We start from the raw sequence: 12,369 nt of genomic DNA, 5'->3' as shown, positions 1-12,369 counted from the left end.
TTTTTAAATTGAAGTTGCTGAATTTTTTATCACTACTGGCTGTTTTTTATTAGAATGCTGCTTATTGAGTGTTTTTTTGTTATTTGAACTATTATCCCTGTCACTCAGGGTGTTACATTGATATTCATAAATGGTTAATGAAATTTATGACCATCAATAGGTAAGGCAGCATTTTAAGACTGCAATCAAGGAGAAATTGTGGATTTAGCAACCCTAATAGGTTTGATCGGAGCCTTTGCTTTTATTATTGGGTCAATGGTCAGCAGTGGCGGTATTTCAATCTTTGTTGATGTGCCATCGGTGATGATCGTATTTATTGGTTCATTGTTCGTCGTCATGATGAAGTACAATTTAAAGCAATTCCTTGGGGCGGTTAAAATTGGCGCTAAAGCCTTCATGTTTAAAATTGATAAACCTGAAGACTTGATTGAACAGTCGGTAAATATGGCAGATGCCGCCCGTAAAGGTGGATTCCTAGCATTAGAAGAAGCTCAAATTACTAACAGTTTTATGCAAAAAGCGGTCGATATGTTAGTCGACGGCCACGATGGTGATGTGGTACGTGAAGCGCTTGAAAAAGATATTGCTCTGACCGAAGAACGTCACAAAACAGGGGTTGGCATTTTTAAATCGTTAGGTGATGTCGCTCCAGCAATGGGGATGATTGGTACCTTGATTGGCCTTGTTGCCATGCTATCAAATATGGATGACCCTAAATCAATTGGCCCGTCAATGGCCGTAGCCTTGTTAACCACCTTATATGGCGCGATCATCGCCAATATGATTGCGATTCCAATTGCTGATAAATTGCAACTTAGAATGGCGGAAGAGTTATTGAATCGAAACCTCATAATGGATGCGGTATTAGCGATTCAAGATGGCCAAAACCCTCGCGTAATCGAAGGCTTCCTTAAAAACTACTTATCCGAAAAACAACGTCAAATTGATACAACGGACGGAGAATAACTCATGGCTAAGAAAGCCAAGTGTGATTGTCCACCACCAGGAGCCCCATTATGGCTAGCAACCTTTGCTGACCTAATGTCTCTGCTGATGTGTTTTTTCGTTTTACTGCTCGCATTCTCTGAAATGGATGTGATGAAGTTTAAGCAAATTGCCGGTTCAATGAAGTACGCTTTTGGTGTGCAAAATAAAGTAGAAGTAAAAGACATTCCTAAAGGGACTTCAGTCATTGCACTGGAGTTTCGCCCGGGTAAACCAGATCCTACCCCGATTGAGATTATCAATCAGCAAACCAATGAAATGACTCAGCAAACCATTGAGTATCAAGCGGGTGATGATGCCAGTGCTGGTGGCGTACAAAAACAACAAGGTGAAGACAGAGGCGGCAATGCTGCGGCAACTGCGCAGCAACAAGCTCAAGCTCAACAATCTCAAGCATCATCTGAACAAGAGAATATTAACGATCAAGTTAAGAAAATGGCAGAGAAACTCAATGAAGAAATTGTTGATGGTGCTATTGAAATTGAATCTTTAGGTCAGCAAATTATTATTCGAATTCGAGAGAAAGGCTCTTTTGCTTCAGGCTCTGGATTTTTGCAGCCACGTTTTAAACCTGTGGTGCGCTCAATTGGCGATTTACTCAAAGATGTGCCAGGCATTATTACTGTCTCGGGTCATACCGATGGTATGCATATCAGTAATGAGCTTTACAGTTCTAACTGGGACTTATCCAGTAAACGTGCCGTTGCCGTCGCTCATGAACTTGCCAAAGTAACCGGCTTTGATGAAACCAGAATGCAAGTGGTTGGCATGGCGTCTAATTCACCATTAGTGCCCAATGACTCTAATCAAAATCGAAGCCGTAATCGCCGAGTTGAAATTGCTATTGAGCAAGGTAAGGCAAAAGAATCTAGAGAAATTGAAGCGATACCTCAGCCATAATCAAACTAAACCGTTAGAACTGTTTTAATTGAAACAGATGATTTAAAACAAATTTAATCAGACTAAATTAACGCTGTTTTAAAACTGTATTGCACAGGGATTGACACTGAGAATAGTCGCTTTTATTAAGCGGCTATTTTATTGGTTTTGGCGCAATTCACTCAAACTCGTCATAGTCTACGAAACGCTATTTAATGTGTTTGGTAAATAGCCAATTTTTGCTATAATCCCGCCCTTAAATGGCTGGTCACTATACCAGCCATCGTTTTTATGCCTGATAACACCAATATTAATGCCAAAAGTATGCTCTCAATTAACCTGAGAAGATCGCTTTTTAGCGTTAGATTATGAGTGATTATTAGGTTGATACCGAATCAGATGCCCGCGGAAGTCCAATGAAGTTTATCGTAAAGCTATACCCAGAAATCATGATGAAAAGTAAAACCGTTAGAATGCGTTTTACTAAAATCCTTGAAACAAACATTCGCAATGTACTTAAAAAAGTCGATGAAGATGTAAGAGTGCAGCGCCAATGGGATCGCATCATGATCCATGTAGCTAGTGATGAACAAGCAAGAGTTGATACTATTTCTGCACGTTTAGAGTGTATTCCTGGTATTGCCCATGTGATTCAAGTTGATGAATACAGTTTCGATTCTATCGATGATATTTATCAGCAAGTGTTACCTGTTTATAAAGATGAACTTGCTGGTAAAACTTTCTGTGTGCGTGTTAAACGTACCGGTAAGCATGACTTTAACTCTATCGAAGTTGAACGTTACGTTGGTGGTGGATTAAATCAGCATACTGATGCGGCAGGTGTTAAGCTGAAAAATCCAGACATGACGGTGAATTTAGAAATCGATCATGAAAAGCTTTATATGGTCGTTCGCCGTATTGAAGGTTTGGGCGGATTCCCAATGGCAACCCAAGAAGATGTGTTGTCGTTAATTTCTGGTGGTTTTGATTCAGGTGTTTCTAGTTACCAATTTATTAAGAAAGGCGCACGTACTCACTACTGCTTCTTTAACTTAGGTGGTGCGCAACACGAAATCGGTGTTAAACAAGTGGCTTATCACCTATGGCAGAAATACGGTGAGTCTCACAAAGTACGTTTCATCACGGTTCCTTTTGAACCTGTGGTTGAAGAGATTTTAGAGCGTATCGATAACGGTCAAATGGGCGTTATTTTAAAACGTGTGATGATGCGAGCAGCCACTAAGATTGCTGAAAAATACGGTATTCAAGCGTTAGTTACTGGCGAAAGCTTAGGCCAAGTGTCGAGCCAAACGCTGACTAACCTTAACGTGATTGATCGTTGTACTGATTTATTGATTTTACGTCCGCTGATCACTATGGATAAGCAAGACATCATTAATGAGAGTCGTAAAATTGGTACAGAAGATTTTGCTAAAGCGATTCCTGAATATTGTGGCGTGATTTCGCAAAAGCCGACGGTTAAAGCTGTACTAGCGAAAATTGAAGCCGAAGAGCTTAAGTTTACTGAAGACTTAATTGATCGTGTGGTTAACGATGCGGTTGTTATCGATATTAAGCAGATTGCTGAAAAAGTTGAAACCACTGTTAGTGAAACTGAAACGGTTGAGTCTATCGATAATGGCAACGTAGTGATTGATATCCGTGCTCAAGATGAAGAAGAGCAAAACCCGCTTAAAATCGAAGATACAGAGATTTTGAAAATCCCTTTCTTTAAATTAGCCACTCAGTTTGCTGACTTAGACAAAGAGAAAACTTACTTATTATATTGCGACCGTGGCGTAATGAGTAAGCTACAAGCGCTTTACTTAACCGAGCAAGGTTACAGTAACGTGAAGGTATATCGCCCTTAAGCGTTAGCTTTTCAATATATATTTTATATCAAATAGCCATCGGCATTGCGTCGCTGGCTTTTTTTAGCTTATTTATATGCTAATAAAAGACATAAAAAAACCGCATTACCATTAATTTGGCTAATGCGGTTTTTTTGAAACGATTTTTACAGTAGATTAATCAGCAGTGCGAACTTCTGCCGTAGTGACTGTTGTGTTGTCTTCATTCTCTGCAGTTACAGTGCTTTTCACATCTACATCAACGTTGTTCTGCATTTCTGACATGCTTTGTTCAAACTCGGCGTTGATTGATGCATGAAGGTCGCTGATATCAATGGTGGTATCAGTTGCATTAGCAGCAAAAGCAAAAGAAGAAAGTAAAGCTACAGTAGCTAAAGTTTTTAAGTTAAACATAAAGGGTCGCCTCCGGGCTGACAAATATCGCTGTCGGACATTCCCTCTTTTCCATGTTTGAGACTGTCCAACTCACTAAATTTCAATGGTTATAATTTAAACGAACAGAGTGTTCTTTACAAACGACAAAAAATAACGATAATCATTAGAAAAACTAATTAAAAAACGAGAGGCGGATCACTATGTCGAGAAGATTGCCACCTTTAAATGCTGTAAAAGCATTCGAAGCAGCTGCTAGGCACCTAAGTTTTACTCGTGCTGCAGAAGAGCTATTTGTCACACAAGCGGCAGTGAGTCATCAAATTAAAGCATTAGAAGACTTTTTGGGCTTAAAACTGTTTCGCCGCAAGAACCGTTCACTATTATTAACCGAAGAAGGTCAAAGCTACTTCCTCGATATTAAAGATATTTTTATCCAATTAGGTGAGTCAACAGACCGACTTTTAGCCAGAAGTGCAATTGGCTCATTGACTGTGAGTATGTCTCCAAGCTTTGCAATTCAATGGCTTGTACCGAGATTAGCCAAATTCAGTGAGCAGAATCCTGATATCGACGTACGCATTAAAGCGGTAGACAGTGAAGCGGATTCTTTAACTGATGATGTGGACGTTGCAATTTATTATGGCCAAGGAAACTGGCCAGGACTTCGAGCTGATAAGTTACGTAACGAAGTGCTAATTCCAGTTTGTTCCCCTTTGTTATTGAGCGGTCCTAAACCGTTAGAAAAACCGAGCGATCTTAAAAATCACACCTTATTACACGACTCGAGTCGTCACGATTGGCAAGCGTGGTTTAGACAATGCGGGATTAGTGAAATTAATGTTAATTCTGGACCTATCTTTAGCCATTCTTCGTTAGTTTTACAGGCTGCTGCCCATGGGCAAGGGGTTGCTCTAGGTTATAGCGTGCTGGCAAGGCCTGATATTAAAGCGGGTCGATTAGTGTGTCCTTTCTCTGAAGTGCTCGTCAGTAAAGATGCTTATTACCTGGTTTGTCAGCAAAATCATTCAGAACTCGGCAAGGTTGCTGCGTTTCGTGAGTGGATGGTCGACATGTTTGCTGAAGAATCTCGAAGTGAATTACTTGCGGGATAACAGTACAACTATGTTGAAGTAGCACTTTAGCTATTTTGAAGCTAACAGCGCTTTAGCGAACAGTGAGTTTAAATTGAAAAAGCGATAAAAATGACACAAGTAGATGAAACAACTCCAACACTAGCCTCAGAAGCAGTTGAATCTGTTTTATTGGGAAAGCCAAATAAAACCTTAGTGGTCTTTGCTCATGGGGCCGGCGCTAATATGCATTCTGATTTTATGGAGCAAGTTGCGCAAAAGCTTGTTGAAACAGGCGTGCAAGTTCTGCGGTTTAACTTTTTGTACATGCAAGCCAACATGCAAGATGGCAAAAGAAGACCGCCGGATAGGGCACCTAAGTTACTGAACTATTATCAGCAAGTGTTAGTAGATACCTTATCCTATATTAATGACGGCAGTTTAATCACTGAAAATATCATTCTGATGGGTAAATCCATGGGAGGAAGAATGTCCGCCATGATAATGACCCCCGAACTTGCTGATACTGATAAGGTTGAAATTCATCCACAATTTGAGCAAGTCAAAACGTTAATCAAAGGCGTTGTCTGTTTAGGTTACCCGTTTGTACCGCTTAAAGGTGGTGAGCCAAGGTTATCTCCAATTAATAATGCCAGTTGTCCTGTTATGGTATTACAAGGAGAGCGAGATAAGTTTGGTGGAAAATTAGAAATACCTCATTGGCCAATTAAAGATTCGATTTCATTAGGTTGGATCACCGATGGCGATCATAGTTTTAAACCACGAAAGTCGTCAGGCACAGATTTAGAAGCTAACCTGCAAGATTGTGTTGAGCAGAGTCAGCAATTTATTGATTCGCTGGTTTAACGAACTTTAGATTTAATAAAGTAATAATGGGATATTAAGGTAATAGAATGAAAAAAGGCTTGTTATTGTTAGCGGCATTGAGCGGTTTTTTAGCAGTTGGTTTAGGCGCTTTTGGTGCCCATGGACTTAAGAATATCGCGCCACCTGAACTTGTGGCCATTTTTAAGTTAGGCGTTGATTATCATTTTTATCATACCTTTGCGATTATTGCAGTTGCCTTTGCGGGCCATTGGATATCTTCAAAGCTGCTTAATTGGGCGGCAGGTTTGTTCTTTGTTGGTATTCTGCTTTTCTCTGGTTCGTTATATTTGTATGCGTTCACAGGCGCTAAATGGATTGGCCCAATAACCCCAATGGGTGGCTTTTGTATGCTTTTAGGCTGGTTATTATTTGCTGTGGCAATATTTAAACATGATGACAAGGCGGCAAGCTAAGGCTAAATCGCTGCAGTCGTAATTCTTCAGAGTTCATCATCGTGACGCAATCGTGACCCAATTTTTTTAATGCAGTTGAAAAAAGCTATTTCAACTGCATTTTTGTTTGCGCTTTTTATTTTTCAACTCACACAGTGCCAGTAAACTTGCGTATAATGCATTTCATTATTGTATTTTTTATCCGTACGTACTGACGGCGCTCAATTTAGAGTGCTGTTATTGAAGCTTAAGGTTCACCATGAAAAACCTATTTTTATTCTGCCGTGCAGGCTATGAGAAAGATTGTGCAGCAGAGATTCAACAGCGAGCAGCTGACTTGAATATTGGTGGTTTTGTTAAAACCAATACCAACGATGCCTATGTTATTTACCAATGCTTTGAAGAAGATGGTGGTGAACAGCTAGCCAAAAAAATCGAATTAAATTCATTAGTGTTTGCCAGACAAATGTTTGCAGCCAATGATTTATTAAAGAACTTGCCTGAAACCGATCGTATGACGCCAATTGTGGCTGCAGTAGCGGGAGTCTCAAAAGCGGGTGAGCTGAGGGTTGAAACTCCAGACACCAACGAAGCAAAGGAGCTTTCAGGTTTTTGCCGTAAGTTTACAGTGCCGCTTCGCCAAGGGCTTAAAAAGTCAGGTTCACTGCTTGCCCAAGAAAATGATAGAAGACCGATTATCCATGTGTGTTTTGTCGCGCCAGGACAAGCTTATGTCGGTTATTCTTTGACTAACAATAGCTCACCTCACTTTATGGGTATTCCGCGTCTTAAAATGGCAGCGGATGCACCGAGTCGTTCAAGCTTAAAGCTGGACGAAGCTTTCGGTCATTTCTTGACTAAAGAAGAGCAAGAGCAACGTTGTCGTTCAGGATTACATTCTGTGGATTTAGGTGCTTGCCCTGGCGGTTGGACTTATCAACTGGTTCGCCGAGGTATGTTTGTTGCAGCCGTTGATAACGGTCCTATGGATCAAAAATTAATGGATACAGGACAAGTACGTCATTATCGCGCCGATGGTTTTCGATTTGAGCCACCAAGAAAAAACATTTATTGGTTAGTGTGCGACATGGTTGAAAAGCCATCTCGTGTTGCTGAATTGATGGAAGCATGGGCCATTAACGGATGGTTTAAAGAAGCCATTTTTAATTTAAAACTACCAATGAAAAGCCGTTATAAAGAAGTGAGACAAATCCTTGATACCATGGCTGAGATTTTAAAAGAAAACGAAATTGATGATTTTAAAATCCAATGTAAACATCTTTATCATGACCGTGATGAAGTGACAGTGCATTTATGGGTTAAGCCTAATACGGCATGGAACTTTCACGATTAAGTGACTAACTGACATCACAGCAAGTGAAGTGAATTAAAAGATATTAAAAAAGCCCTTAGTGAATCTCACTAAGGGCTTTTTGTTAGCTTAAGTTTATATGGCTTATTGCCAGTATAAATTAGCCTAAACGGTCAATAACGGCTTGAGTGAAGTCAGTCGTTCCGTGTGTGCCACCTAAATCGCGAGTGGTACGGTCACCTTCTTCAATCACTGCAGAAACTGCACTGCGGATCAATTCAGCTTTATCAGCCATACCTAGGTATTCAAGCATTTGGATAGATGCAAGGATAACTGAAGTTGGGTTAGCTAAGTTTTTACCAGCGATATCAGGTGCACTACCGTGAACAGCTTCAAAGATAGCAGCATCTTTACCGATGTTAGCGCCAGGAGCCATTCCTAAACCGCCAACTAGACCTGCACATAAGTCAGATAAGATGTCACCGAATAAGTTAGTGGTTACCAATACATCAAAGTTTTCTGGATTCATGACCAACTTCATACAAGTTGCATCTACAATCATTTCTTCTGTTTCGATATCTGGGTAACGTAAGCTAACTTCACGAGCCACTTTTAAGAATAAGCCTGAAGTTGACTTCATGATGTTCGCTTTGTGAACAATCGTTACTTTCTTACGGTTTTCTTTGCGCGCTAGTTCGTATGCGAAAGTCGTGATTTGCTCAGCACCTAGGCGAGTAATGATACTCGTCGCTTCTGCTGTTGCGCCATCGTCAGAGACTTTTTGGCCAAGACCTGAATACATACCTTCAGTATTTTCACGAACAGTAATGATATCAATATTGTCGTAACGTGCTTGAGTACCTTTAAAAGAAAGTACTGGGCGTACGTTAGCGTATAAGCTGAACTTTTTACGCAAGCTAACGTTAATTGAAGTGAAACCTTCACCAACTGGTGTAGTTAGTGGGCCTTTCAATGTAATACGGTTTTTTTCGATGAGGTCTAAGGTGCGCTGTGGTACTAATTCACCTTGTTTTTCTAGTGCGGCTAAACCGGCGTCTGCAAATTCATATTCAAAGTCGCAACCAGCCTTGTCGAGAATCTTTAAAGCAGAATCGATAATGCTTGGTCCAATCCCATCACCTGGGATTACGGTTATAGTACGTTTTGGCATGGATAGTCCTTCCACTTAGTGGTTACTGCATTTTCCTGTCAGTGTTAACAACACTGTTACGGGACGATTAACTAACGGTTTTGTTGCGGCGCATTTTAACGAATTTTGAAATTTTTTTACAGGATTTAGTGAGTTTAATCACATATTTTTTATGTTTTTTAAGTTAATCCTCAGCTGATTGCTTTAAGATATTCACAACAGCTTAATTTAAAGGTTCAATATGCGTCATATTTTGAATGTGATTGTTATTGAATCGTTAATTGGTTCGATGAATTTACCAAGATAGCTTATTGAGGTTAGATTTTTTGAACAGACGACTTTGGTCTAACAGTTTATCGATCAAGCTTTATTATAAAGTTTGAAGAATGAAAAACTAAACTTAAGCACGATATTGAACGATTTATTTCAAATTTAGGTAAATGAGTCGTTTTCTCATGGTTGAGCGCAGGAATGAGTCATTAAAGGCTTAGCCGTTTAAAATAATAAATATAACGAGGATAACTTTGAAGTTACATAAACTTATTCCTTTGACGCTACTAGCAGCGTCAATGTCCGTTACCGCGGCTGAAAAAACCACGACGCTTTCACTAAATGACATCATGCATTTTGAAAGCCTCAATCAACCTGTTATCTCCGATAACGGAAAAACATTGGCGGTTGAGGCGATGCCTGATAGGGGGGATAGTCGTGCTTTAGTCAATCTTGTTGAATCTAAAAAGCAGTTTGTTATTGCCGGTGGTTCTGACGTTAAGGTGAATAGCCAAGGTAGTTTTGCCATTGCAACACTAGCGCCTTCATTATTAAAACAAGAAACCTTGAAAAAATCAGAACTGCATTCAGGCCTTGCGCTACTTAATACTACAACGGGTGAGCAGCAAACCTTTGAAAAAGTTAAACAAGCTGAATTTAGCCAAGATGGTCAATTTTTAGCGATTTGGTTTGAACCCGAAGGTAGCGAAAACGATGAAGATTCAGATGATAAAGATGCCAAAAAGCTTAATGAGAAAGATATAGGTAGTGAGTTAAAGCTGGTAAAACTCTCTGATAAATCAGCTCATGACTTTGAAAATGTCACTCAATTTACTTTTGATAGAGTCGCCAAAAACTTTGTCGTTGCTATTAATGATATTAAAGCAAAACAGCATGTCATTAAGAAAGTGAATTTAGTGAGCAATACGCTAAAGCAACTATATAAAAGCAGTGATGCACAAATTGGTGAGCTGAGTTTGTCTGATGATGCCAAGTGGTTAGCGTTTACTCAAGGCTCTGCAGCTGAGGAGCGAGATGAACGAGAATATCAACTGTCGTTATTGAACCTTGAGATCGTCGAGCTTAAAGAAACCCCGAAAGATGATGATTGGACATTGAATCAATACTCTAAGGTGTTTTTCTCTGAAGATAGCTTAAGGCTTTTTCTAGGTCGTGTACCACAGGTTGATAAAGTCGTTACGCTTGCAAAAATAGAAAATGAAGCTGACTTATTCGATGAAACTGTTGTAACAGGCTTGCGTAACTTAAAAGTGTGGCATGGGGACGATCCTAAGATTAAGCCTCACGAAATTAAGCAATACTCAAAAGAGCAGCAACGTACTTATTTATCGGTTTTGCATATCAATGCAAACCGAATTGTCCAACTTGCCGATGAGTCCATTCCTGATGTGCAATATGGTGAACAGCAACGTTATTTGTTAGCGACTTCTGATGTACCATATCAGAAAATGATTACCTGGGCAGGCTTTTATCAAGACGTGTATTTAGTTGATTTAAATACGGGTCGTAAACAGCAGTTGTTAACTCAGCACCCATCTAATGAAATGCCGACTTTATCGCCCAATGCTCGTTTTGTTGCTTATTATCAGCAAGGTGAACTGTTTATGTACGACATTGCTGGCGTTAGAAGACATACTATTTCAAAAGACATTAGTGTCAGCTTCGCCAATGAAGATCATGATTACCCAGGTAATGCCCCTAGCTATGGCTTTGGACCATGGTTAGCTGATAGTTCAGGAATTATTGCTTACGATAAATATGATATGTGGCAGTTTAACTCATCATCATTTGACGGATTTATGCTTTCAAATGGTGAAGGGCGTAAAACCAAGACGCAGTTACGAGTTAAAGGCTTATATGAAGACCCAAATGCTCCTGCTGTGATAACACAAGATCAGACTTTGCTTATTCATGGTTATAACGAAGCAACCAAAGCCGACAGTTTATACAGTGCAACCGTAGGTGTACCTGGTTTGACTGAATTGGTAGATAGTGGCGCTAAATTGAAAGTGCTTGCGCGTGCTAAGAACGATGACACTATCGTGTTTTCTAAAGAGCGCTATGATTTATACCCAGACCTTTATACTGCAAGTGTCACTTCACCAAACAATGCAGTTAAACAGACTCAATTAGATAAGCAGCGTGACGGTTTTGATTGGGGCAGTGCTGAACTTGTGCAATGGAGTGATGCTGATGGTCGCCAAACCGATGGTGTACTTATTAAGCCGACTCATTATCAAGAAGGTCAACAATACCCTGTTATGGTGTATTTCTACCGCTTTATGAGTGATCGTCTACATTCATTCCCTCATATGGCCATTAATCATCGTCCTAACTTTGCTTGGTATGCAGATAATGGCTACGCTATTTTCTTACCTGATATTCGTTTTGAAGTTGGCTACCCAGGTGCATCGGCAGTTAAAGGGTTAACTTCTGGCGTCCAAAAGCTAATTGATATGGGCATAGCAGATCCTGATGCTGTCGGCATTCAAGGACACTCTTGGGGTGGTTACCAAACAGCGTTTGCTGTCACCCAAACCAATATCTTTAAAGCTGCGGTTACAGGTGCGCCTGTATCGAATATGACCAGTGCATATAGTGGTATTCGTCATGGTTCAGGCCTTGCTCGTCAATTTCAATATGAAACAGGCCAAAGCCGTATTGCTGAAAGCTTATTTCAATCGCCACAGAAGTACATTGAAAATTCGCCAGTATTTTATGCAGAGCGTATTCAAACACCTATGATGATCATGTTTGGTGATAAAGATGATGCAGTGCCTTGGGAGCAAGGTGTTGAATTATACTTAGCTATGCGCCGTACAGGTAAAGATGTGGTGTTTTTACAATATGAAGATGAGCCGCACCATTTGAAGAAGTATCCAAATAAGTTGGACTACACTATTCGAATGAAGCAGTACTTTGACCATTATTTAAAAGGAGCGCCAGCACCGCAATGGTTAGAAAAAGGCGAAGCTTACCAAGAGTATAAATCAGCTAAATAAAGCTAACCTGATTGAGAGACATAAAAAATGCCGCAGTTAGCGGCATTTTTTATGTCTTGAACAAACCGAGCGATTTGTTAGAAAGAGCGTTTAGAGCTAACGCTTAGGAACTAATATTTAGAGCAATCTCTTAG

At 40.0% G+C, this 12,369-nt stretch carries 10 protein-coding genes; 8 read left to right on the top strand and 2 right to left on the bottom strand.

The features are described 5' to 3' along the window. Positions 1-198 precede the first annotated feature (198 nt). The 3 genes from pomA to thiI all read left to right on the top strand — a co-directional run bounded on the left by pomA (position 199) and on the right by thiI (position 3,755). On the top strand, positions 199-966 hold the full coding sequence (gene pomA / locus L2735_RS06720) for a flagellar motor protein PomA (protein ID WP_248983975.1): 768 nt from the start codon (positions 199-201) through the stop codon (positions 964-966). Positions 967-969: 3 nt separating this feature from the next. Further along, complete coding sequence (locus L2735_RS06715) at positions 970-1,905, top strand: flagellar motor protein MotB (protein ID WP_248983974.1); 936 nt, start codon at positions 970-972, stop codon at positions 1,903-1,905. Positions 1,906-2,300: 395 nt separating this feature from the next. After that, positions 2,301-3,755 (top strand): tRNA uracil 4-sulfurtransferase ThiI, encoded by a 1,455-nt coding sequence (gene thiI / locus L2735_RS06710; protein ID WP_248983973.1) that lies wholly within the window; start codon positions 2,301-2,303, stop codon positions 3,753-3,755. A gap of 156 nt (positions 3,756-3,911) precedes the next feature. On the opposite strand, the gene L2735_RS06705 is transcribed toward thiI, so the two are convergent. After that, entirely contained in the window at positions 3,912-4,148 is a 237-nt protein-coding gene (locus tag L2735_RS06705) for a hypothetical protein (RefSeq protein ID WP_248983972.1), read from the bottom strand. A 182-nt stretch (positions 4,149-4,330) separates the two neighbouring features. On the opposite strand from L2735_RS06705, the gene L2735_RS06700 reads away from it, so the two are divergent. The 4 genes from L2735_RS06700 (at position 4,331) to rlmM (ending at position 7,834) form a co-directional block, all read left to right on the top strand. Further along, on the top strand, positions 4,331-5,242 hold the full coding sequence (locus tag L2735_RS06700) for a transcriptional regulator GcvA (protein WP_248983971.1): 912 nt from the start codon (positions 4,331-4,333) through the stop codon (positions 5,240-5,242). Positions 5,243-5,332: 90 nt separating this feature from the next. Then, positions 5,333-6,067, top strand: a complete 735-nt coding sequence (locus L2735_RS06695) for an alpha/beta family hydrolase (protein WP_248983970.1) — start codon at positions 5,333-5,335, stop codon at positions 6,065-6,067. A gap of 47 nt (positions 6,068-6,114) precedes the next feature. Continuing rightward, positions 6,115-6,501, top strand: a complete 387-nt coding sequence (locus L2735_RS06690) for a DUF423 domain-containing protein (protein ID WP_248983969.1) — start codon at positions 6,115-6,117, stop codon at positions 6,499-6,501. 238 nt (positions 6,502-6,739) lie between these two features. Then, on the top strand, positions 6,740-7,834 hold the full coding sequence (rlmM, locus tag L2735_RS06685; RefSeq protein WP_248983968.1) for a 23S rRNA (cytidine(2498)-2'-O)-methyltransferase RlmM: 1,095 nt from the start codon (positions 6,740-6,742) through the stop codon (positions 7,832-7,834). A 118-nt stretch (positions 7,835-7,952) separates the two neighbouring features. Here the strand turns inward: rlmM and L2735_RS06680 are convergent, their stop codons facing one another. Further along, positions 7,953-8,963, bottom strand: coding sequence for an isocitrate dehydrogenase (locus tag L2735_RS06680; RefSeq protein WP_248983967.1), 1,011 nt, complete (start codon positions 8,961-8,963; stop codon positions 7,953-7,955). A gap of 548 nt (positions 8,964-9,511) precedes the next feature. On the opposite strand from L2735_RS06680, the gene L2735_RS06675 reads away from it, so the two are divergent. Further along, positions 9,512-12,235, top strand: coding sequence for a S9 family peptidase (locus L2735_RS06675; RefSeq protein WP_248983966.1), 2,724 nt, complete (start codon positions 9,512-9,514; stop codon positions 12,233-12,235). The last annotated feature ends 134 nt before the right edge of the window (positions 12,236-12,369 follow it).

Source organism: Shewanella olleyana, assembly GCF_023283825.1.
Lineage (GTDB): Bacteria > Pseudomonadota > Gammaproteobacteria > Enterobacterales > Shewanellaceae > Shewanella > Shewanella olleyana.
The sequence above is the reverse complement of the archived record's forward strand: the minus strand, read 5'-3'. Positions and strand labels throughout refer to the sequence as shown.

Coding starts and splice junctions, on each gene's coding strand:
- L2735_RS06715 (WP_248983974.1), top strand. CDS start 970: ATGGCTAAGAAAGCCAAGTGTGATTGTCCACCACCAGGAGCCCCATTA.
- thiI (WP_248983973.1), top strand. CDS start 2,301: ATGAAGTTTATCGTAAAGCTATACCCAGAAATCATGATGAAAAGTAAA.
- L2735_RS06705 (WP_248983972.1), bottom strand. CDS start 4,148: ATGTTTAACTTAAAAACTTTAGCTACTGTAGCTTTACTTTCTTCTTTT.
- L2735_RS06700 (WP_248983971.1), top strand. CDS start 4,331: ATGTCGAGAAGATTGCCACCTTTAAATGCTGTAAAAGCATTCGAAGCA.
- L2735_RS06695 (WP_248983970.1), top strand. CDS start 5,333: ATGACACAAGTAGATGAAACAACTCCAACACTAGCCTCAGAAGCAGTT.
- L2735_RS06690 (WP_248983969.1), top strand. CDS start 6,115: ATGAAAAAAGGCTTGTTATTGTTAGCGGCATTGAGCGGTTTTTTAGCA.
- rlmM (WP_248983968.1), top strand. CDS start 6,740: ATGAAAAACCTATTTTTATTCTGCCGTGCAGGCTATGAGAAAGATTGT.
- L2735_RS06680 (WP_248983967.1), bottom strand. CDS start 8,963: ATGCCAAAACGTACTATAACCGTAATCCCAGGTGATGGGATTGGACCA.
- L2735_RS06675 (WP_248983966.1), top strand. CDS start 9,512: ATGTCCGTTACCGCGGCTGAAAAAACCACGACGCTTTCACTAAATGAC.